Source organism: Sphingomonas sp. GC_Shp_5 (assembly GCF_026540855.1).
Lineage (GTDB): Bacteria > Pseudomonadota > Alphaproteobacteria > Sphingomonadales > Sphingomonadaceae > Sphingomonas.
The window spans coordinates 83,320-103,373 of record NZ_JALNUP010000014.1; the positions used below are offsets into that span (position 1 = coordinate 83,320).

At 69.6% G+C, this 20,054-nt stretch carries 22 protein-coding genes; 11 read left to right on the forward strand and 11 right to left on the reverse strand.

Annotated elements, in window-relative coordinates; genetic code table 11:
* Window positions 1-29 precede the first annotated feature (29 nt).
* Window positions 30-692, forward strand: a complete 663-nt coding sequence (locus OXR60_RS12525) for a squalene/phytoene synthase family protein (protein WP_267396246.1) — start codon at window positions 30-32, stop codon at window positions 690-692.
* Between the two features lie 66 nt (window positions 693-758).
* Window positions 759-1,235 (forward strand): EF-hand domain-containing protein, encoded by a 477-nt coding sequence (locus OXR60_RS12530; RefSeq protein WP_267396247.1) that lies wholly within the window; start codon window positions 759-761, stop codon window positions 1,233-1,235.
* Here OXR60_RS12530 and trmFO read toward each other — a convergent pair.
* Complete coding sequence (trmFO, locus tag OXR60_RS12535; protein WP_267396248.1) at window positions 1,168-2,541, reverse strand: methylenetetrahydrofolate--tRNA-(uracil(54)-C(5))-methyltransferase (FADH(2)-oxidizing) TrmFO; 1,374 nt, start codon at window positions 2,539-2,541, stop codon at window positions 1,168-1,170. The genes OXR60_RS12530 and trmFO overlap by 68 nt on opposite strands.
* A gap of 38 nt (window positions 2,542-2,579) precedes the next feature.
* On the opposite strand from trmFO, the gene OXR60_RS12540 reads away from it, so the two are divergent.
* From OXR60_RS12540 to OXR60_RS12550, 3 genes are all read left to right on the forward strand, one after another.
* Complete coding sequence (locus tag OXR60_RS12540) at window positions 2,580-3,014, forward strand: DUF488 domain-containing protein (protein ID WP_267396249.1); 435 nt, start codon at window positions 2,580-2,582, stop codon at window positions 3,012-3,014.
* Window positions 3,015-3,144: 130 nt separating this feature from the next.
* Window positions 3,145-4,122 carry a quinone oxidoreductase gene (locus OXR60_RS12545; protein ID WP_267396250.1) on the forward strand — a complete coding sequence of 326 codons (978 nt, stop codon included), beginning with the start codon at window positions 3,145-3,147 and terminating at the stop codon, window positions 4,120-4,122.
* Between the two features lie 13 nt (window positions 4,123-4,135).
* Window positions 4,136-4,546, forward strand: coding sequence for a reverse transcriptase-like protein (locus OXR60_RS12550; RefSeq protein ID WP_267396251.1), 411 nt, complete (start codon window positions 4,136-4,138; stop codon window positions 4,544-4,546).
* A 15-nt stretch (window positions 4,547-4,561) separates the two neighbouring features.
* On the opposite strand, the gene OXR60_RS12555 is transcribed toward OXR60_RS12550, so the two are convergent.
* The 7 genes from OXR60_RS12555 to OXR60_RS12585 form a co-directional block, all read right to left on the reverse strand.
* Entirely contained in the window at window positions 4,562-5,437 is an 876-nt protein-coding gene (locus tag OXR60_RS12555) for a D-alanyl-D-alanine carboxypeptidase family protein (protein WP_267396252.1), read from the reverse strand.
* Window positions 5,434-5,766: a hypothetical protein gene (locus OXR60_RS12560; RefSeq protein ID WP_267396253.1), complete on the reverse strand. Its 333-nt coding sequence runs from the start codon at window positions 5,764-5,766 to the stop codon at window positions 5,434-5,436. The genes OXR60_RS12555 and OXR60_RS12560 overlap by 4 nt, the downstream gene beginning before the upstream one ends.
* A gap of 11 nt (window positions 5,767-5,777) precedes the next feature.
* Window positions 5,778-7,271: a L,D-transpeptidase family protein gene (locus OXR60_RS12565; protein ID WP_267396254.1), complete on the reverse strand. Its 1,494-nt coding sequence runs from the start codon at window positions 7,269-7,271 to the stop codon at window positions 5,778-5,780.
* Window positions 7,272-7,381: 110 nt separating this feature from the next.
* Window positions 7,382-8,368, reverse strand: a complete 987-nt coding sequence (locus tag OXR60_RS12570; protein WP_267396255.1) for an FAD:protein FMN transferase — start codon at window positions 8,366-8,368, stop codon at window positions 7,382-7,384.
* Window positions 8,365-9,318 carry a DUF4198 domain-containing protein gene (locus OXR60_RS12575; RefSeq protein ID WP_267396256.1) on the reverse strand — a complete coding sequence of 318 codons (954 nt, stop codon included), beginning with the start codon at window positions 9,316-9,318 and terminating at the stop codon, window positions 8,365-8,367. The genes OXR60_RS12570 and OXR60_RS12575 overlap by 4 nt, the downstream gene beginning before the upstream one ends.
* A gap of 11 nt (window positions 9,319-9,329) precedes the next feature.
* Window positions 9,330-9,800 (reverse strand): DUF2271 domain-containing protein, encoded by a 471-nt coding sequence (locus OXR60_RS12580; protein ID WP_267396257.1) that lies wholly within the window; start codon window positions 9,798-9,800, stop codon window positions 9,330-9,332.
* A gap of 28 nt (window positions 9,801-9,828) precedes the next feature.
* Window positions 9,829-10,554, reverse strand: a complete 726-nt coding sequence (locus tag OXR60_RS12585) for a PepSY-associated TM helix domain-containing protein (protein WP_267396258.1) — start codon at window positions 10,552-10,554, stop codon at window positions 9,829-9,831.
* Window positions 10,555-10,808: 254 nt separating this feature from the next.
* Between OXR60_RS12585 and OXR60_RS12590 the strand changes: the two genes are divergently transcribed.
* Complete coding sequence (locus OXR60_RS12590) at window positions 10,809-12,605, forward strand: DUF885 domain-containing protein (protein ID WP_267396269.1); 1,797 nt, start codon at window positions 10,809-10,811, stop codon at window positions 12,603-12,605.
* A gap of 141 nt (window positions 12,606-12,746) precedes the next feature.
* On the opposite strand, the gene OXR60_RS12595 is transcribed toward OXR60_RS12590, so the two are convergent.
* Together OXR60_RS12595 and OXR60_RS12600 are read right to left on the reverse strand one after the other, a co-directional pair.
* Entirely contained in the window at window positions 12,747-13,520 is a 774-nt protein-coding gene (locus OXR60_RS12595; RefSeq protein ID WP_267396259.1) for a phytanoyl-CoA dioxygenase family protein, read from the reverse strand.
* Window position 13,521: 1 nt separating this feature from the next.
* Window positions 13,522-14,307: a phosphocholine cytidylyltransferase family protein gene (locus tag OXR60_RS12600; RefSeq protein WP_267396260.1), complete on the reverse strand. Its 786-nt coding sequence runs from the start codon at window positions 14,305-14,307 to the stop codon at window positions 13,522-13,524.
* A gap of 98 nt (window positions 14,308-14,405) precedes the next feature.
* Here OXR60_RS12600 and aepX point away from each other — a divergent pair, with 98 nt between their 5' ends.
* From aepX to OXR60_RS12620, 4 genes are read left to right on the forward strand one after another with little or no spacing between them, the layout of a single operon-like run.
* Complete coding sequence (gene aepX, locus OXR60_RS12605) at window positions 14,406-16,037, forward strand: phosphoenolpyruvate mutase (protein ID WP_267396261.1); 1,632 nt, start codon at window positions 14,406-14,408, stop codon at window positions 16,035-16,037.
* On the forward strand, window positions 16,037-17,173 hold the full coding sequence (gene aepY / locus OXR60_RS12610; protein ID WP_267396262.1) for a phosphonopyruvate decarboxylase: 1,137 nt from the start codon (window positions 16,037-16,039) through the stop codon (window positions 17,171-17,173). Before aepX ends, aepY begins: the two co-directional genes overlap by 1 nt.
* Window positions 17,170-18,123 (forward strand): lysylphosphatidylglycerol synthase domain-containing protein, encoded by a 954-nt coding sequence (locus OXR60_RS12615; protein WP_267396263.1) that lies wholly within the window; start codon window positions 17,170-17,172, stop codon window positions 18,121-18,123. The genes aepY and OXR60_RS12615 overlap by 4 nt, the downstream gene beginning before the upstream one ends.
* Before the next feature lie 2 nt (window positions 18,124-18,125).
* Window positions 18,126-19,217, forward strand: a complete 1,092-nt coding sequence (locus tag OXR60_RS12620; RefSeq protein WP_267396264.1) for a 2-aminoethylphosphonate--pyruvate transaminase — start codon at window positions 18,126-18,128, stop codon at window positions 19,215-19,217.
* On the opposite strand, the gene OXR60_RS12625 is transcribed toward OXR60_RS12620, so the two are convergent.
* Window positions 19,197-19,781 (reverse strand): CDP-alcohol phosphatidyltransferase family protein, encoded by a 585-nt coding sequence (locus OXR60_RS12625; protein ID WP_267396265.1) that lies wholly within the window; start codon window positions 19,779-19,781, stop codon window positions 19,197-19,199. The genes OXR60_RS12620 and OXR60_RS12625 overlap by 21 nt on opposite strands.
* Window positions 19,782-19,909: 128 nt before the next feature.
* Between OXR60_RS12625 and OXR60_RS12630 the strand changes: the two genes are divergently transcribed.
* The coding region (locus OXR60_RS12630; RefSeq protein WP_267396270.1) for a 1-deoxy-D-xylulose-5-phosphate synthase N-terminal domain-containing protein at window positions 19,910-20,054 on the forward strand (145 nt) is incomplete at its 3' end.

The following is a 20,054-nucleotide window of genomic DNA, read 5'->3' on the forward strand; positions in this document are numbered from 1 at the left end:
GGTAAAGCCTACCCTGTGGATAGTGCTGCATGACCGCCGCGAGTTCGTTTACCCCGATGATGGCGCTGGCGTTCGCGCCCGTGCCGCCGGCGTCCCGCGCCGCGCTCGAGGCGCTGGCAGCGTTCGATCGCGAGATGGGCGCGATCCTCGCCTCGACGCGCGAACCGCTGGTCGGGCAGATGCGGCTGACCTGGTGGCGCGAGGCGGTGATCGCGCTGGATCATGCGCGGCCGCCGGCGCAGCCGGTGCTGCAGGCGCTCGCCGGTGCGGTGATCCCGGCCGGGGTGATGGGCGCAAGCCTGGCGCGGGTAATCGACGGCTGGGAAATGCTGCTGCGCGAACCGCTCGACGGCGAGGCGGTGGCGCAGTTCGCCGAGGATCGCGGCGGCGGGCTGTTCGCCGCGATGGCGGCGGTGCTCGGCGCTAGCGACCAAGCGATCGAGCAGGCTGGCGAAGGCTGGGCGCTCGCCGATCTCGCCGGCCACGTCAGCGATCCGCGGATCGGCGATCTGGCCGCGACACGCTCTGGCGAGCGGGTGGATGCCGCGCTGGCTACGTCCTGGTCGCGGGCGGGCCGACCGCTGGCGGCGCTGGCGCTGCTCGCCCGCTTCGATCTTCAGCCGGCGCCCGGCCGCTGGGCGCGCGCGCGCCAGCTTGCGGCGCTGCTGCGGCTGCGCGCCACCGGACGCTGATCCCGTAATCGCCGCAGGTTGTCGCGTCCCTCGTGGCTGCTAGCTTCTCCGCGGGGGAGAGCGGCGATGTGGCGATATGTGGTGGGCGCAGGGGCAGTGGTAGCGGGGATCGCCGCGCTGGTGATGATCTTTGGCGGGAAGACCGAAACCCGTCGCTTGTTGCCTTTTGCCGCCGCGGGTGCCGCCGCGTCGCGCGGCACGGCGCAGGCCGCGGCACTGCCCGACACCGCGCCAGAGGCTACGCCTGAAACCCGTGAGGAGAAGCGCTTCAACCGCTACGACAAGGATCGCGACGGCAAGGTGACGCGCGACGAATATCTCGCGTCGCGGCGCAAAGCCTATGCTCGGCTCGACACCGATGGCGACGGTCGGCTGAGCTTCGACGAATGGGCGGCCAAGGCGACAGCCAAGTTCAACGCCGCCGACGGCGACAAATCGGGCGGCATGGACGCCACCGAATTCGCCACCACCGCGGTCAAGCGGAAAACGCCGGTTCGGGTGAAGTGTCCGCCGGCTGATCCGGCGGCAGACCAGGAGAGCTGAGCCATGCCGCCAGGGCGGCGCGGCCGCGCTCGGTGTACATCTTCTTGCGATCGGCCTTCTTGGTGCGGCCGGTGATCGGCGGGAACAGGCCGAAATTGACGTTCATCGGCTGGTAGGTCTCGGCATCGGCACCGCCGGTAATGTGGCCGAGCAAGGCGCCGAACGCGGTCTCCACCGGCGGCGGCGCGAGCGTGGTGCCGGCGAGCTCGGCGGCGGCGAACCGGCCGGCGAGCAGGCCGATCCCGGCGCTCTCGATATAGCCTTCGCAGCCGGTGATCTGGCCGGCGAAGCGGATGTTGGGCCGGCTCTTCAGCCGCAGCGTCGCGTCGAGCAATTCGGGCGAGCGGATGAAGGTGTTGCGGTGGAGCCCGCCCAATCGCGCGAACTCGGCGTTCTGCAGCCCGGGAATGGTGCGGAACAGCCTGACCTGCTCGGCATGCTTGAGCTTGGTCTGGAAGCCGACGATGTTCCACAACGTGCCCTGGGCATTGTCCTGGCGCAGCTGCACCACCGCATAGGGCCAGCGCCCGGTGCGCGGATCATCGAGGCCGACGGGCTTCATCGGCCCGTAGCGCAGCGTATCCACCCCGCGCTCCGCCATCACCTCGATCGGCATGCAGCCGTCGAAATAGGGCGTGTCCTTTTCCCATTCCTTGAACTCGGTCTTCTCGCCGCCGACCAGCCCGGCATGGAAGGCGAGATACTCGTCCTTGTTCATCGGGCAGTTGATGTAGTCCTTGCCCTCACCCTTGTCCCAGCGCGACTGGAACCAGGCGGTGTCCATGTCGATGCTGTCGCGGTGTACGATCGGCGCGAGCGCATCGAAGAAGGCGAGCGCCTCGCGCCCGGTCTCGGCGCCAATGCCCTCGGCAAGCGCGGGAGCGGTGAGCGGGCCGGTGGCGATGATCGCCGGGCCGTCCGGCAGCGCGTCGATCCGCTCGCGCACGAGGGTGACGCGCGGGTGGCTGTCTAGCGCCGCGGTGACGCTTTGCGAGAACAGGTCGCGATCCACCGCCAGCGCCGAGCCGGCGGGCACCTTGTGGCGGTCCGCCTCGCGCATGATCAGCGAGCCCATCGCGCGCATCTCCTGGTGAAGCAGCCCGACGGCGTTGCTGTCGGCATCGTCGGAGCGGAAGCTGTTCGAGCAGACAAGCTCGGCAAGCCCATCGGTCTTGTGCGCCGCGGTAGCCTCGCCGCTGCCGCGCATCTCGGACAGGCGAACGCTGAACCCGGCTTCGGCAAGCTGCCAGGCGGCCTCGGAGCCGGCCAGGCCGCCGCCGATGATATGGATGTCGTGGTTGGTCATGACATTGCCTGTAATCGCTCGCGCGCCATATTGCGACGATGACCACCATCTTCACCATCGGCTATGAAGCGACCACGATGAGCGAGTTCATCGCCGCGCTGGACAAGGCGGGCGTCAAGCGCGTGATCGACGTTCGCGCGCTGCCGCTGTCGCGCCGGCCGGGCTTCTCCAAAACGTCGCTGGCAGCATCGCTTGCCGAGGCGGGGATCGGCTATGTCCACCTCAAGGCGCTCGGCACGCCCAAGGCCGGCCGCGACGCCGCCAAGAAGGGCGATGTCGCGACGCTGGAGGCGGTCTATGACGGGCAACTTGCCTTGCCCGAGGCGCAGGCGCAGGCGGCGATCATGCTCGGGCTTGCCGCCGAGATGCCGAGCGCGTTGCTCTGCTACGAGCGCGATCCGTGCCACTGCCACCGCACCTTGCTGCTCGCGGCGGTTGCCGAGGATGCGGAGGTGGTTGACCTATTTGCCTGAGGCGCGGTGCAACCCGCGTTCGCGGCCAGGCGTTCGCCACGCGACCAGTTTTTCCGATCATGCGAGGATCTCCGACGATGACCCAGCCCGCCCGACGCCTTGCTGTGACCCTCGGCAGCGGAGCGCGGCGATGAGCGAGCGTGTCGCCCGCGTCGAGCAGGTCGGCGGCCCCGAGGTGATCCGCTGGGTGGATGTCGACCTGCCGGCGCCCGGCCCGGGCGAGGTGCGGATGCGCAACCATGCCGTCGGCCTCAACTATATCGACACCTATCATCGCAGCGGGGTCTACAAGATCGATCTGCCCACCGGGCTCGGCAGCGAGGCGGCCGGCGTGGTCGAGGCGGTCGGCGACGGTGTCGAGGGGTTCGCGCCGGGCGACCGGGTCGGCACCTTCGGGCCGACGCGGGGCGCCTATGCCACCGCGCGCAACCTGCCCGCGGCGGAGTTGATCCGCCTGCCCGACAACGTCACCGACGAGGTGGCGGCGGCGCTGCTGCTCAAGGGCAGCACAGTGGAGTGCCTGATTGAGCGGTGCGCGCGCGTCCAGCCCGGCCAGACCGTGCTGGTCTGGGCGGCGGCCGGCGGCGTCGGCCATCTGATGGTCGGCTGGCTGAAGGCGATCGGCGCCACCGTGATCGGCACCGCAGGCTCGGCCGACAAGGCGGCGCAGGCGACGGCGGCAGGCGCCGACCATGTCATCCGCCACCGCGACGAGGATGTCGCCAAGCGCGTCCGCGAGCTTACCGGTGGCGAGGGCGTGCCGGTGGTGTTCGACGGCGTCGGCATGGCGACCTGGCCGGCGACGCTCGACGCCACCGCGCGGCGCGGGCTGATCGTCAGCTATGGCAACGCCGGTGGCCCGATCGAGGGCGTTGCGATCGGGACGCTGGCGGCGAAGGGTTCGCTGTTCGTGACCCGGCCCACCTTGTTCGATTACTATCGCCGCCAGGACGAGCGCCAGGCGGGCACTGATCGGCTGTTCGCGATGCTCGCCTCGGGCGCGATCAGCCCCAGGATCGGCCAGCGGTTCGCGCTGGACGATGCCGCCGCTGCGCACCGCGCGCTCGAGGCAGGCGACACCGACGGCGCGACGGTGCTGATCCCGTGATCGCGCCGGCGCCATGAACGTGTTCTTCGACGGCGGCTGCCATCCCAACCCCGGGCCGATGGAGGCGGCGGCGGTGATCCGCGGCGAGCCGCATGTCCGTCTCGGCCTCGGCACGGGCGACAACAACCAAGCCGAGTGGCTGGCGTTGCTGCTGGCGCTCGAGCTCGCGACCGCGGCGGGGCTGCAGGACGTCACCTTTGTCGGCGATTCGACGGTGGTGGTGGAGCAGGCGCGGGGGCGCTGGCGCTGCACCAGCCCGCAGCTAGACCGCTATCTGGCTGCGTTCCGCGCCGGTGCCGCCGCGATCCCGCGGCTGCGGCTCAAACAGGTGCCGCGCGCCAAGAATCTTGCCGGTATCGTCCTCGCCCGCCGTCGCGATCCTGCGGCGCGGCAGGCGGCGATCGTCACCGACGCCGGCCAGTGACCGTCATTCTGGCTGCTACGGCGCGCCCACCGCGCTCTGCGTGTCGAGACTAGCGAAACCCTCGTCGAGCATCTGCGCCACCCGTTGGTCGCGCGCGGCGACGCTCTTTTCGCCGAGCACCACCGCGATCAGCCGGCGGCGGCCGCGCTTGGCGGAGGCGGCGAGGTTGAAGCCGGCCTCGACGGTATAGCCGGTCTTGATCCCGTCCAGCCCGTCGAACTTGCCGAGCAGGTGGTTGTGGTTCTGCAGGCGGCGGGGCCCCCAGTCGAAGGTCCGGGTGCTGAAATAGGCATAGCGCCGCGGATGCTGGTTGAGCAGCGCCATCGCCAGCTTGGCCATTTCGGTGGCGGTGGTAACGTTGGCGCCGGGCAGGCCGGTGACGTTGGTGAAGGCGGTTTCGTGCATGCCGAGCTTGTGCGCCTTGGCGGTCATCTGCGCCGCAAACGCGGCTTCGCTGCCGCCAAGCTTCTCGGCGAGCGCGACCGCGACGTCATTGGCCGAATTCACCGCAATGGCGCGGATCGCCTGATCGACGGTGATCGAGCTGCCGGGGCGCAAGCCGAGCTTGGATGGCTGCTGGCTCGCCGCCCTGCGCGAGATCGGCACGCGATCGCCGAGCGACAGCTTGCCGCTGTCAAGCGCGTCGAATGCGAGGAACAGCGTCATCATCTTGGTCAGCGACGCCGGCCGGCGGACGAGGTTGGCGCCCTGGGCATAAAGCACGTTGCCGTCACGGGCATCGACCAGGATCGCCGACACCGGCTGTACCGCGCGTGCTGTCGCCGGCGGGCTGAGCGCCGGCGCGGTGCGTGCTGCGGCGGCGGTGCCGAGCAGCAGCGCGGCCCCGGCTAGCACCACCGCCGGCCCTCGTCGCATGATCTGCCGGGTCACTGCGGTTCGGTGTTGTTCGCGGGCTGCTCGTCGCGCGGCATGTGCGCGGTCATGCCGGTGGCATCGGCATCGTCCTGCACCTGGACGTCGGGCGCGATCTCGGCCTCGGGCGGCGGGGTGGCGACGCTGGCGTTGGTCTCCACCGCCGGCTCGGGCGGCAGCTCGGGCGCCGGCGTCGGCGCTGCCTCCTCGGGCACGCCGGGGTCGTTGACGGCATTCTCCATCACCGGGGCGTCGTCGTGCGGCGCCTTCGAACAACCGGCAAGCGCCGCGGCGGTGAGCAGGGCGGTGGCCAGGCCGAGCCGGGTCTTGGTAGTCCTGATCGTCATCATCTGTCCCTTCACCGTGCCGCGAGCGCCTGGCGCGCCGACCGCGCCTCGATCTTCGCGGCGAGCGTGCCGTCCCAGCCATAGGGATCGTCACGGAAATTCATCTGGCCGTTGCCGCTGGCAAAAGCCGTCCAGTAGAGCAGGTACACCGCGACCGGCTTGGCGAGCCGCGCCCGGACGGTGTCGCCCTTGTCGACCGCCGCCCTCACCGCCTCGGGTGTCCAGGTCGCGTCGCCCTTGAGCAGCAGGTTCGCGAGCTCCTCGGGCTTCTCCAGGCGCACGCAGCCGTGGCTGGCGAGGCGGCTGAAGCTGGCGAACTTGGCGCGCGACGGCGTGTCGTGGAGATAGACCGAATAGGGATTGGCGAAATCGAACTTGAAGCGGCCGAGCGCGCTTTGGTCGCCGGCCTGCTGCTGCAGCCGCGTGCCATCGATCACCTTGAAGCCGTTGCGGCGGAAGTAGCCGGGATTGGCCTTCTCCTTGGGCCACAGCTCCTTGGTGGCGATCCCGGTCGGGACGTTCCACGGCGGGTTGATGACGACGCTGTGGATTGCCGAGGACAGCATCGGCGTCTCGTCACCGGGGCGGCCGGTGACGGCGCGCATCGAGGTGACCGGCTTGTCGCCGTCGAACACGGTGAGCACCGCGGCGGCGATGTTCACCTGGATACGGTCGCGCGGCAGATCCTGCGGCAGCCAGCGCCAGCGCTCCATGTTTGCCATGATCTGGTGGACGCGCTGCGCGGCGGGAACGTTGAGCGCGGCAAGCGTCTGGCCGGCGACGATGCCGCTCGGGTTGAGGCCGTAGCGGCGCTGCGCGCGGCGCACCGCCTCGACCAGCTCGAGATCGAACGTGTCGCCGCTCGCCGCCACCGACTTGTCCTCGATCGCGAGGCGCTTGCGCAACGCCGCAACGCGCGGACCGGTGGCGTTGATCGTCATGTCGGGGCCGGCGGCGAGCGTCGCCCACCCGCCGTCGGCGGCGATCTGGCGATAACGATCGAGCCCGGTCTTGAGGCTGTCATAGCCGGTATAGGGCGGCGGCAGCGCGGCGAACCAGGCCGCCAGCCGGTCGCGGCGTACCGCGTCGGTAAAGCCGGGCAGCGGATCGAAGGCGGGCGGGCGCAGGCCCCAGTCGCGCTGGAAATCGGCCTCGGCGAGGCGACCGGCGTGCACCGCGCGGGCGTGATCGAGCGCCTCGCGCACCAGCCTGTCGCTGTCGCCGGCGCCGACCGGCAGCGACGCCGAAGTGCTCAGCCCCTGCGCCAGGCGATCGGCATCGAGCAGCTTGGCGAGCTGCTTGGCCTGCGCGTCGCTCAACGTCGGCAACGGCGCGGCGGGCATCGGCGCGGGCAGCAGCGAGACCGGCGGCGGCGGGGTCTGGCCTTGGTCCACGGGCAACGGGTTGGTCTGGGCGACCACCGCCGAAAACGGCAGCGAGGCCAGCAGGGCGGTGGCCGCGACGGTGCGGATCAAGCGGGAAGTCGTCGTGGAGATGCTGTGCATATCGGCCCTTGTAGGATCGCGCAGACCCTCGCACGATCAACCTCGCTCTACGCTGAACGACAGCGGAAAACGACAGGGAAGATGCTCGATATTTTGGCCCGTCGACGCTGCTACAGCATCGCTGCCAGTGCCGGGCTCAGCCATTCGCGGCCCGATCGTGAGACGATCCGTGCGGCCAGCTGCTCGCGCGTCGCCAGCGCCAGCGCCGCCTCCGGTTCGATCACGGTGAGCGCGCTCGCCCAGGCATCGGCGATCATCGCGGAGGCGTGGAGCACGCTCACCGCCGCGGTGTCATGACCGATTGGTCGGCCGGTGCGCGGGTCGAGCGTGTGGGCGCCGCGGACATAATCGCCCGAGGTCGCGACCGCGAGTTGATGAAGCGCGACCCGCAACGGTGCCAGGGCGACGCCGGGCGGTGCCTCGAGCTCGACCCACCAGGGATCGCCATCGGGGCGGATGCCGCGCCCGACGCATTCGCCGCCCACTTCCACCAGCGCATGGCCATGTTCCGCTGCCGCTATCACCGCCGCGACGACGTCGGCGGCATGGCCCTTGGCGATGCCGGACAGGTCGAGCCACACGCCCCCGGGCTGGTGCAGGCGCCGCGCGGCGGGATCGAACGTGAGCCGCTGCCATCCCGACTCTGCCTGCGCGGCGGCGATCGCGTCGGCCGCCGGCGGCTGGGCAACGGTGCGCGGGCCGAGGCCCCAGCAATCGGTCAGCCGCCCCAGCGCAGGGTCGAACGCGCCGCCCGAGCGCGCCGCGATGTCGAGGGCCGCGGCCATGACATGGGCGAAATCGGGTGGGAGCACGGTCGCGCTGCCGGCGGGCGCCTGGTTGAACCGGCCCAGCGTCGACGTGGCCAGCCAGTGGCTCATTTCCGCGACCAGCCCGTCGAGCCGCTGCTGGATCGCCGTGTGCAGCGGCTCGACCGCGGCGCCCGGGCGCACGGCGACGAGCACCCGCCAGCCGGTGCCCATCGTCTCGCCGCCGAGCCGCGCGATCGTTGCCCCGGGATCGATCCCCGCCAAGGCATGGGGATCGATCGCCGGCGGCACGGCGAGGCGCGGAGTGGCGGCGTGCGCCGCCCCGATCACGGCGCGAGCACCTCCAGCGTGCTGGTGTAGCTCATCCGCCGCTGCGTCGCGCGTGGGCTGCTCGGATGGTTGTCGCTCGCAGTGACGTTGAGCCAGTACATGCCGGCGAACGGCCAGCGGATGGTGAGCACGCCATCGGCGCCGGTGGTGAGGTCCTGCGCGCCCTCGCTGTCGCGGTAGCGCTTGCCGCCCGGCACCACGGTTACCTTGAGCGCGCCGGCGGGCTTGCCGTCGATCAGGAAGCGGAACCGGGCGGGCTCGTTGGAGACCAGTTCGTCCGGGTGCGTCACCGGCACCATCTCCAGCCCCTTGTTGCTGGGCTTGAACACGGCCTGCGTGGGCGCACCGGCGGTGACGAAGATCGCGTTGCGGCTGATCGTCTCGGTGAGCTTGAGATCGGTCGCACCGGCCGGGATCTCGGCCAGCGTGGCGACGCTGTGCGCCGGCGGGATGCGGCCGCCCGGGCCGCCGGGCCCCTCTGCGCCGCCAGCAGCTTGCGCACGCGGCGGCATCGCCGCGCCTGCCGGCCGCTCGCGGCCTGCACCGGCGCCGGCACCCGCGCTGGCACCCGGCGGTGGCCCGCGACGGCGGCCGACTGCCCAGTCCTCGCCATTGACCTTGAAGGTGCCGCCGACGTTGACGTCCTCGGTGCCGATCTTCCAGGTGCCGGGCTTGTCGAGATGGACGTCGAATGTGGAGCGATAGCGTCCCTTGGCGGCATTCTCGATCTGGCCCGTCGAGCCATCGGGCGCCCAGACCTTGATGCCGTCGGTGCTCATCGGGAAATGGTCGGGGTAGAACAGGTCATTGGAGACGGCGGCGTCCACCGTCACCCAATCATCGGTGCCCGAGAAGGTGGTGGCGGACGGCACCAGCCAGGGGCGGTGCGCCGCGGCGGGGCCGGCGACCGCGATCAGCGCGGCGGCACGGAGCAATCGTTGCTTCAACATGGTGATGCCTTTCAACGGAGAGAGATCGCGCCGAGCTCGGTGGTGCCGGCGGCGCTCGCAGGAGCCCTGGTGGGGATGGAGATCGGTACCGACACCAATTCGCGCCCGCCGGTCTCGCGCGCCGCCTCGACGTGGAGGACATATTGGCCGGCGGGCAGGTTGGCGGGGAGCGGCACGGTATAGGTGCCGGGCGCGCGGGTTGCGCCGCTGACGCCGTCGGCGGGAAGGGCGAGGCTGCGCCCGCCCTTGCGCCACCAGCTGCGCAGATCGGCGAGCCATTTGGTGCCGGGCTCGTTGCCGCGCTTCTTGACGTCATACCAGACGAACAGCGTCTTCGCCGCGCCGCCGGCGGCGGGCTCCAGCCAGCCGGCCACGTAGGGGCGGTGATATTCCGCCACGGCCACGCGCGGGATGGTGACGCTGACCGTGCCCGCAGTAGCGGGCGCCGCGATCAGGCCGGTGAGGAGCAGGGATTTGTGCATCGTGTCGGGCACCTTTCGTGGGTGGTCGTCAGTGGATCAGGAACAGCGCGATCAGCACCGGGATGGCGAGGCTGACCGCGACCAGCGGCCAGGTGGAGGGCCGATGGCGCGCGTGAAGCTGGAGCAGCAGGAAACCGGTGAGGGTGAAGACGATGCAGGCGGCGGCAAAGGCATCGATGAACCAGAACCAGACCGTGCCGGCATTGCGGCCCTTGTGGAGGTCGTTGAGGTAGGACACCCAGCCACGATCGGTGATCTCGGCGGATACCGCGCCGGTGGTGCGATCGATGCTCACCCAGGCGTCGCGACCGGGGCCGGGCAGGGCAACATAGGCATCGTCGGACCATTCGGCGGGCTTGCCCGCGGGATCGAGGCTGACCGCCATGGCAAGATGCGCCGACACCGCGGCTGGCAGTGGCGCGTCGGCGGCAGGAGGCGTCTTCTTGAGCAGGGCGAGCAGCGGCGCCGGCAGCGTCGCTGCCCGCGTGGTCACGCGGGGCGTGGCGCCGATGCTGCCGGCGTGGTTGAGCGTGAGGCCGGTGACCGCGAACAGCAGCATGCCCGCGAGCGACAGCGCCGCGCTGATCCAGTGCCAGGTGTGGAGCTGCTTCAGCCACCAGGAGCGGAACTTGCGTTTGCGCTTGGCCGCCGCGGCTGTCGCCGGTGTGTCGACACCAGCCGCCGGCCGGCGCGCCGGTGCCGCCGTTGCGGCTGCCGCGCCCGCCCGCGCCGCGTCCATGCCCGTGCCGTCCAACCCCGATGCCCCCTTGCGTCTTGCGGCATCATCCCCGCCGCGCCTGTGCCATGGCATATAATGCAACTCAGTCGCAAGAGGCTGTGAGTTGCGGCACGGCGACAGGAGGCATGTCATTGCGCTGGACAGCGTCACGCGGTCTTGATTGCCTGCAACACAACCGCCCGATAGCATCGGCCGTTCGACTGCTCCCGCCACAAGGATCTGCTCCCGTGATCATGCGCCGCTCGCTTACCCTGTTGCTCGTCGGATCGATGGCGACTCCGATCGTGGCGGCCGTTCCGCAGGCATCCGCCCCGACTGTTCGCCCGGCGTCGACGACGGCCGCCGAGGACGCTCGCCTGCTCACCTTCCTGGACGCCGCGTTCGACCAGCAGATCGCGCTGAGCCCCCAGAGCATGACCAGCCTTGGCCTCAAAACCGATTACGACAAGCTCGACGATTACACCGACGCCGCCGCGGAGCGCCACCGGGCGCTTGAGGAGAAGCAGCTCGCCGATCTGCGCAAGAATTTCACGCTGGCGCGGCTGAGCCCCGGTGCGCGGCTCAGCTACCGGCTGTTCGAAAGCCAGGTGGAGACGGACCGTCGCCAGTTTGCGTTCCGCAACTATGATATTCCGGTGTCGACCAACGGCAGCCCGGCGGGCGACATTCCGGTGTTCCTGATCAACCAGCACCGCATCGACAGCGTCGCCGATGCCGAGGCGTACATCGCCCGGCTGCGCGACAGCCGGCGGGTGATGACCGAGGTCGCGGCGCGGATGCGCGACCAGGCGGCGCATGGCATCGTGCCGCCCAAGATGGTGTTCGCACCGGCGCGGGCGGACGCCCACAAGGTGATCACCGGCGCGCCGTTTGACAATGGCCCGGACAGCTCGCTGCTCGCCGACGTCAAGAAGAAGGTCGGCGCGCTCAAGGTGCCCGACGCGACCAAGCAGCGGCTGATCGCCGAGGCCAGCGCGGCCCTGACCGGGCCGTTCCGCGCCGGCTTCGACACGCTGTTCGCCGCGCTCGACGAGATCGAGCCCAAGGCGAAGGGCAATGACGGCGCCTGGAGCCTGCCCAATGGTGACGCTTATTATGCGGCGCGGCTCAACTATTACACCACCACCGCGCTGACCGCCGACCAGATCCACCAGATCGGCCTCGACCGGGTCAAGGCGATCACCGCCGAGATGGAGGCGGTGAAGCAGCGGATCGGCTTCAAGGGCACGCTCGGCGAATTCTTCACCGCGCTGCGCACGGATCCCAAGTTCAAATACCCCAACACCGATGCCGGTCGGCAGCAATATCTCGCCGACGCGCGCGCCTCGATCGCCGAGATCATGGCCGCGGCGCCGCGCTTCTTCAGCCGCCTGCCCAAGGCGCCGCTCGAGGTGCGCGCGGTGGAGACCTGGCGGCAGGACACCGCCGCGGTCGCCTTCTACGACCAGCCCGCGCCGGACGGGTCGCGGCCGGGCATCTTCTACGTCAACCTTGCCGACATGAACCAGGTGCAGAAACCCCAGGTGGAGGGCATCGCCCATCACGAGGGCGCGCCCGGCCACCACTTCCAGATCGCCCGCGCGCAGGAGCTGACCGGCGTGCCCAAGTTCCGCCGGTTCGGTTATTATGGCGCATATACCGAGGGCTGGGGGCTCTATTCGGAGCGGCTCGCCAAGGAGATGGGCGCCTATAAGGACCCCTATTCGGAATTCGGCATGCTCTCGCTGCAGATCTGGCGGGCGTGCCGGCTGGTGCTCGACACCGGCATCCACGCCAAGCATTGGTCACGCGAGCAGGCGATCGCCTATTTCACCGAGCACGCGCCCTTGTCGCAGCGCGACGTGGTCAAGGAAGTGGACCGCTACATCAACAACCCGGGCCAGGCGACCAGCTACATGGTCGGCCAGCTCAAGATCACCCAGCTGCGCCACAAGGCCGAGGCCGCACTCGGCCCGCGCTTCGATATCCGCGCCTTCCACGAAGTCGTGATAGGCAGCGGCGCGCTGCCGCTCGACGTGCTCGAGGAACAGGTCGACGGCTATATTGCGGCGAACAAGGCGGGATGAACCGGATTGGTTCGGGGCAGGATAACGTCCGCCTGCCCCGTTCGTGCTGAGCTTGTCGAAGCACAGTGAGACTCAGGGCCCTTCGACAAGCTCAGGGCGAGCGGTGGGGGCACTTGCCCGCATCCCGGGCGGCGCGCGCGTTTAAACCCTGAATTTGTACGTCGCGCCCGGCGCCCGCTCGATATCCGGGGGGAAGCTCGCGCGCTTGTCGTCATAATATTGGCGGCGGTGATCGCCGTCGGCAGCGGCGTTGTAGGTGAGATAGAGGATCCGGCGCTGCGCGTCGGTGAGGTTCGGCTTGGAGGCATGCGGCGCATAGCTGTCGAAGAACAGCACGTCGCCGGGCTCGGTGGGGATCGGGATCAGCGCGAAGGCGTCCATCTGCTCAGGCGTCAGCGGCTGCCATTCCTCGCCGACCATGGTCGTGATCCGCGGCGCGCTGGTCATCTCGAGGCAGCCGTTCTCGGCCGTCGCGCGATCGATCCCGACCAGCGCGGTGACGAACATCGGCGCATATCTGGTCCAGCCCGCCTGCTGGTCCTGGTGCGGCTCGAAGCCGGCGCCGCCCGCCTTCTTGAAGTTGATCTTTTCCTTGAACAGCAGCGACGGGCCACTGAGGAGCTGCGCCACCGCGTCGGACAACCGGCCGTGGCGGACGAGCGCGTCGAACGCGGGATGATAGGGGCAGAAATCCTCGATCCGCTGCATCACCCGCTCGCCGGGGGTGGTCACGCTGTCTTCGTAATAGACCATGTGCCGGCCCGGTTCCTCGGGCAGCGCGACCAGTTCGTCGGTCCAGCCGGCGATCTCGGCCGCCTCGGCCGGGGTGAACAGCCCGCGCTTGGCGACCCATCCGGTTTCGGCGAAGTGGGCGATGTCATCGGGCGTCAGGGGAAGGGGGTCGTGCAGCGACATATCAGCTCACCAGATGGGGGAGGATGGCGTCGCGGGCCTTGGCGACGTCTTCGGGGAAGTCGATTTCGGTCCAGGGCAGGTCCGTGACGTCGACGTAGGAAAAGCCGGCGGGGTCGGCGAGCATCAGATCGCGGATCGCTTCCTCATATTCGACGTCGGTGCGCCCCGCGGCGACATAACGCTCGCACGCGTCGGCGAGCCTTTCGGCCATCGCCGGCGCGAACTTGAAGAAGCCGACCGACTCGCCGTGCCAGTCATGGGCATGCTCGGGCCTCTTTCGAAAATCCACCATCGTCTCGCCACGGAAGCAGACCTTGACCGGCTCGTCGCCGGGCTCGAGCTCGCGATCGACCAGCAGCACCGCCTCGCCCGGCGCGGCGACCAGCCGCTCGAGCATCCGCCGGTCGTAGAGCACGTCGCCGTCCATCAGCAGCACCGGGCGGCCGGCGCGCAGCCGGTCGCGCTGCACCCACAAGGAGACCAGGCTGCCCTGACGAAAATCGGGGTTGAGCATCGTGCCGGCACGGGTGCCCAGCGCGGCGGCGAGCACCGGCGCGTCATGGCCGACGGTGACGACGATATCCGTCACCCCCACCGCAGCCAGCGCCTCGAGGTGGCGCTCGATCAGCGAGCGGCCGGCGAAATCGAGCAGCACCTTGGGGCCGTCATGCGTCTCGCCGAGTCGGCGGCCGACGCCCGCGGCAAGGAGGATCGCGATCGGCGCCGGGTCATCCTTCAGCGGATGCTGTGTTTCCGACGGGGACGGGCTGGCTTGGCTTGTCTGCATGGGCAAGCGGCTATAACGAGCGCCCTTGCCGCGGCCAAGGACACTGGGGGGCTTCGTCGCGACGCCCGTGATTATACCCACCGAAAGTCCCGCGCTTCATGAACGATCAACCGACCAGCTTCGCCACGCCCACCCCGGGCCTGAGCCGCGCCACCTTGCTGCGCAACGCCATCGAGGGGGCAGAGCTTGCCTTTCTGATGGAGGCGCATAGCGGCCTGTCGGCGAAGATCGTCGAGGAAGCCGGCTTTGGCGGCATCTGGGCCTCGGGCCTCAGCATTTCGGCGAGCCTCGGCCTGCGCGACAGCAACGAGGCGTCCTGGACCCAGGTGCTCGACGTGCTCGAATATATGTCGGACGCGACGACGTTGCCGATCCTGGTCGACGGTGACACCGGCTATGGCAATTTCAACAACGTCCGCCGCCTCGTCCGCAAGCTCGGCGAGCGCAACATCGCCGGCGTGTGCATTGAGGACAAGCTGTTCCCGAAGACCAATTCGTTCATCGGCGAGGAGCAGCCGCTCGCCGACATCGGCGAATTCTGCGGGCGGATCACCGCGGGCAAGGACAGCCAGACCAGCGACGATTTCGTCATCGTCGCGCGCGTCGAGGCGCTGATCTCGAGCCGGCCGATGGAAGAGGCGCTGCGCCGCGCCGAAGCCTATCATGCCGCCGGCGCCGACGCGATCCTGATCCATTCCAAGAAGGCGGACGGCAAGGAGATCTTCGAATTCTGCCGCCGCTGGGGCAATCGCGCGCCCGTCGTGATCGTGCCGACGACCTATTATCCGATCCCGACCGACCAGTTCCGCGAGGCGAACATCTCGACGGTGATCTGGGCCAACCATCTGATGCGCGCCTCGATCACCGCGATGCGCGAGACCGCGAAGACGATCCACGCCGAGCAGTCGCTGATGAACATCGAAGGCCGGGTCATCCCGGTCAAGGAAGTGTTCCGGCTGATGGGCAATGCCGAACTGGAAGAGGCCGAGAAGCGCTATCTGCCCGAGACGCCGCGCCCGCGTGCGGTGGTGCTCGCGGCCTCGGGCGGCGATCTCGGCGAGCTGACCCGCGACCGTCCCAAGTGCATGATCGACGTCCGCGGCCAGTCGCTGCTCGCCCGCCAGGTCGCGACCTTTGCCGACACCGGGATCCGCGACGTCACCGTGGTGCGTGGATTTGCCAAGGACGCCGTGGCGCTGAAGGGCATCAAGACCGTCGACAACGATCGTTTCGCCGAAACCGGCGAGGTGTTCTCGCTGGCGCAGGCGGCCGATGTGCTGTCCGGCGAGGTGGTGGTTTCCTACGGCGACGTACTGTTCCGCAACTACATCCTCGAGAGCCTGCTCTCGAGCAAGGCCGACATCGTCCTCGCCGTCGATGCGACGCCGCGTGAGGGCAAGGCGGTGCGCGATCTGGTGCTCGCCGATCATGCCTTCTCCGGCAGCTATCTCGACGAGGCACCCGCGCATCTCACCCGCATGGGCAGCGATCTCGGCGCCGCGGTCAGCGGCGAGTGGGTCGGCCTCGCGCGGTTCAGCGCTGCCGGCGCCGGCTGGCTGCGTGACGAGATCGCCGCACTCGACGCGGAAGGCCTGCTCGAGACCGCCGACCTACCGCTGCTGCTCAGCCGCATCGCTGCCAAGCATCCGGTGCGCGTCAAATATTTCACCGGCCACTGGATGGACGTCAACACGCTCGCCGACGTCGCCGACGCGCGCAACTTCACCTGATGATCACCGCCGATACGTTCATGAACGCGGCCTCGGCGGCCGGGTTCGATTTCTACACCGGGGTGCCGTGCAGCTATCTCACGCCGCTGATCAATGGCGTCCTGTCCAACCGGTCGCTGCGCTATGTTGGCGGGGCGAGCGAGGGCGAGGCCGTAGCGATTGCGGCGGGGGCGTGGCTCGCCGGCCGGCGGACGGTGGCGATGTGCCAGAACTCCGGCCTCGGCAACATGGTCAACCCGCTGACCTCGCTCAATGCGCCGTTCGCGATTCCGACGCTGCTGATCACCACCTGGCGCGGCCGCCCGGGCGAGCCCGACGAGCCGCAGCATGTGGTGATGGGCGAGATCACCCAGGACCTGCTCGGGCTGATGGGGCTCGAGCAGCGCCCGTTCCCGAACGACACCGATGACGTCGCGCCCGCGCTCGCCCAGGCGACCGCGGCGATGGCGGCGAGCAGCCAGCCGTTCGCCTTCGTAATGGCCAAGGGCGATGTCGCCGACACCGCGCTCGACCAGTCGCCGCGCGCGCTGCCCGAGCCCGGCGTCTATGCCGATCATCGCCGCCACGGCGAGCGCCCGACCCGCGTCGCGGTGCTCGAGCGCTTCCTCGCGCTGACCGACGATGACACCGCGGTGATCGCCACCACCGGCAAGTCGGGTCGCGAACTGTTCACCCTCGCCGATCGCGAGCAGCACCTCTATCAGGTCGGTTCGATGGGCGGCGCAGCGGGCATGGCGCTCGGGGTCGCGCTCAACACGCGCAAGCGCGTGGTGGTGATCGACGGCGACGGTGCCGCGCTGATGAAGCTCGGCACGCTCGCAACGATCGGTGCCGAGGCGCCGGCGAACCTCGTCCATCTGCTGCTCGACAATGGCGTGCACGATTCGACCGGCGGCCAGGCGACCGTCTCCGCCTCGGTCGATTTCGCCCGCATCGCGCTCGCCTGCGGCTATGCCCATGCCGCCTCGGTCGACGACCTTGCCGGGTTCGACGACGCCTGGGCCGAGGCCCATGCCGCAGCCGGCCCGGCGATGATCCACCTGCGCATCGCGCCGGGGTCGATGAAGACGCTCGGTCGCCCGACGGTGACGCCGGAGGCCGTGGCGCGGCGCTTCAAGGCGTTCCTGGCGCGGTGAAGCGGTCGGCGATCGTCGCCATCCTGATCGGCCTGATGCTGGCGGCGACGCTGATCGCCACCAACGATGTCGGCCAGATCGCGGGCGCGCTGCGCCATGCCGGCTGGGGGATACTGCTCGTGGCGTTGCTCCATGTGCCGCAGACCTTCGCCTCGGCGCTTGGCTGGAACGCGCTGTTCGCGCGGCGCGAGCGGCCGGGGCTCAGCCTTGCCTATCCGCTGCGCTGGATCCGCGAATCGGTCAACGCGCTGCTGCCGGTGGCGCAGATCGGCGGCGATCTGGTGCGCGCGCGATTGCTCGCCCAACGCGGCCCGACGATGGCGGCGAGCATGGCCACGGTGATGGTCGATCTGTCGATGGAGGCGGTCACCCAGGCGGTGTTCACCCTGCTCTGCGTCGGCCTGCTGATCCTCGGGCCCCACGGCGGCGAGGCAATCCCGCTGGCGGTCGGCGCGATCGTCGCCACCACCGTCATGGCCGGCGCGTTTGTCGCTGCCCAGCGCTTCGGGTTGTTCCGGCTGGTCGAACGTGCGGTTGCGCGCTGGACTGCCGGCCGCGACCTCGCCGGGCTTAACGCCGCGGTGATCGACCTCTATCGCCGGCCGCGGCGCTGGCTGCCGTCGGCGGGTTTCCACCTCGCCTCCTGGCTGCTCGGCGGGCTCGAGACCTGGGCCGCGCTTCATGTACTCGGCCTGTCATCATCGTTACGCGAAGCGATGATCATCGAGGGGCTGGGGCAGGCGGTGCGCGGCGTCGGCTTCCTCATTCCCGGCGCACTCGGGGTGCAGGAGGGCGGCTATCTACTAATCTGCGCGATGTTCGGCATCGCGCCGCAACAGGCACTCGCCCTGTCGCTGATCCGGCGGGTGCGCGAACTGGCGCTCGGGCTGCCGGGGCTCGCCATGTGGCACAGGATGGAGCGGGCGCCGGCCGCGCCTCAGGAAGGATGACGATGACCGACGCGCCGCTGCTGCTTACCCCCGGCCCGCTCACCACCGATCCCGCGGTACGCGGCGCGATGCTCGACGATTGGGGCTCGCGCGATCCGGCGTTTATCGCGCTCACCTTCGAGATGCGCCAGCGGCTGGTCGCTGTCGCGCGTGGCGAGGGATCCCATGTCGCGGTGCCGATCCAGGGCAGCGGCACCTATGCGCTCGAGGCCGCCGCGGGCACGCTGCTCGGGCCCGAGGATACGCTGCTGGTGCTGATCAACGGCGCCTATGGCGAGCGGATGGCGGCAATTGCGACTCGGCTCGGCCACCGGGTGGAGACGATGCGCTGGGACGAGAGCGATCCGGTCGATCCGGTCGCGGTGGCGCAGCGGCTCGCCGCGGATTCCGCGATCAGCCATGTCGCGCTCGTCCATGTCGAGACCACCACCGGGCTGCTCAACCCGCTGGAGGAGGTCGCACGCGCGGTGGCGGCGGAAGGGCGGCTGCTGATCGTCGACGCGATGGCGAGCTTCGGCGCGCTGCCGATCGACCTGCGCACGCTGCCGGCGGCGGCGGTGCTCGCCTCGAGCAACAAATGCCTCGAGGGCACACCGGGGATCGGCTTCGCGCTGGTCGACCGCGCGGTGCTGGCGGGCTACGCTGGCCGCAGCGCCTCGATGAGCCTCGATCTCCACGCGCAATGGCAGGGGTTCGAGGCGAACGGCCAGTGGCGCTTTACCCCGCCGGTGCAGGTGGTCGCGGCGCTGGTCGAGGCGCTGCGGCGGCTCGAGGCGGAAGGCGGCCCGGCGGCGCGGCTCGCGCGCTACACGGCCAATCTGGAGACGCTGCTGCGCGGCACTGCGGCGCTTGGCATCGAGCTGTATCTCGACGCCAAGCTGCAGGCGCCGATCATCGCGACCTTCCGCTCGCCGGCAGGGTTCGATTTCCACGCCTTCTACGCAGCGCTCGCCGCGGCGGGGTTTGTGATCTATCCGGGCAAGCTCACCAGGGGCGACTCGTTCCGGATCGGCTGCATCGGTGCGATCCCGCCGGGTGCGTTCGACCGGCTGGTCGCCGCGCTCGGCCCGGCGCTAGCGGCGGCGCGCAGCTAGCAGCGCCAGCACGATCGCCGCCGCCGGCGTGATGATCGCCGCCGCGATCGTCATCGGCCAGGCGAGCCCGCACCAGATCAGGATCGGCACCAGGATCATCGCATCGTCGGGATCAATCGTGATCCCGTCGGTGAGCTCGAATCCGCGGACATCGGCGAAGTTGAGGATGTTGAGCTCGGCGAACAGCGTGCCGATTCCGAGCCCGGCGACGATGCCGAGCCACACCGCGGCCATGCCATGACCGGCGGCGAGACCGAGCCCCAGCCCGATGAAGGTGGCGACGCTCGCCAGGCAATCGCAGGCGAGATCGTAGCGATAGCCCCACAGGCTCATCTGCCCAGTCTGGCGCGCGAGCTCGCCATCGGCGCGGTCGAGCAGCATCGACAACACGAAAACGCCGCCGCCCGCGACCATCCATCCACCCGGCCCACGCGCGAAGCAGCCCGCGGCGATAAGCCCGGTGATCAGCCGCACCGTCGTCACCTGGTTCGGAGTCGCGCCGGTCCGCGCCAGCAGCCTCACCGGGCGGCGAACGATACGATGGATGACGGTGTTGGTGCTCAAACGAACGGCTCCGAAACGGCGACAGGCGCCGATTGTCACGCGCATGCAGCTGCTTGCAAGGCCGACATTGAGGCGACGACCGGCAAACGGGCTTTGTGTTACCAAATTTGGTCGTTTAGGACACGGCCATGTCTTTGCTTCCCGCGACGCCGTTGCTCGATACGGTCGCCAATCCCCATGATCTCCGCAAGCTGCTGCCCGAACAGCTGACTCAATTAGCCGACGAGCTGCGCGCGGAGACGATCTCGGCGGTAGGCAGCACCGGCGGGCATC

Coding starts and splice junctions, on each gene's coding strand:
- OXR60_RS12525 (WP_267396246.1), top strand. CDS start 30: ATGACCGCCGCGAGTTCGTTTACCCCGATGATGGCGCTGGCGTTCGCG.
- OXR60_RS12530 (WP_267396247.1), top strand. CDS start 759: ATGTGGCGATATGTGGTGGGCGCAGGGGCAGTGGTAGCGGGGATCGCC.
- trmFO (WP_267396248.1), bottom strand. CDS start 2,541: ATGACCAACCACGACATCCATATCATCGGCGGCGGCCTGGCCGGCTCC.
- OXR60_RS12540 (WP_267396249.1), top strand. CDS start 2,580: ATGACCACCATCTTCACCATCGGCTATGAAGCGACCACGATGAGCGAG.
- OXR60_RS12545 (WP_267396250.1), top strand. CDS start 3,145: ATGAGCGAGCGTGTCGCCCGCGTCGAGCAGGTCGGCGGCCCCGAGGTG.
- OXR60_RS12550 (WP_267396251.1), top strand. CDS start 4,136: ATGAACGTGTTCTTCGACGGCGGCTGCCATCCCAACCCCGGGCCGATG.
- OXR60_RS12560 (WP_267396253.1), bottom strand. CDS start 5,766: ATGACGATCAGGACTACCAAGACCCGGCTCGGCCTGGCCACCGCCCTG.
- OXR60_RS12565 (WP_267396254.1), bottom strand. CDS start 7,271: ATGCACAGCATCTCCACGACGACTTCCCGCTTGATCCGCACCGTCGCG.
- OXR60_RS12575 (WP_267396256.1), bottom strand. CDS start 9,318: ATGTTGAAGCAACGATTGCTCCGTGCCGCCGCGCTGATCGCGGTCGCC.
- OXR60_RS12580 (WP_267396257.1), bottom strand. CDS start 9,800: ATGCACAAATCCCTGCTCCTCACCGGCCTGATCGCGGCGCCCGCTACT.
- OXR60_RS12590 (WP_267396269.1), top strand. CDS start 10,809: ATGGCGACTCCGATCGTGGCGGCCGTTCCGCAGGCATCCGCCCCGACT.
- OXR60_RS12595 (WP_267396259.1), bottom strand. CDS start 13,520: ATGTCGCTGCACGACCCCCTTCCCCTGACGCCCGATGACATCGCCCAC.
- OXR60_RS12600 (WP_267396260.1), bottom strand. CDS start 14,307: ATGCAGACAAGCCAAGCCAGCCCGTCCCCGTCGGAAACACAGCATCCG.
- aepX (WP_267396261.1), top strand. CDS start 14,406: ATGAACGATCAACCGACCAGCTTCGCCACGCCCACCCCGGGCCTGAGC.
- aepY (WP_267396262.1), top strand. CDS start 16,037: ATGATCACCGCCGATACGTTCATGAACGCGGCCTCGGCGGCCGGGTTC.
- OXR60_RS12620 (WP_267396264.1), top strand. CDS start 18,126: ATGACCGACGCGCCGCTGCTGCTTACCCCCGGCCCGCTCACCACCGAT.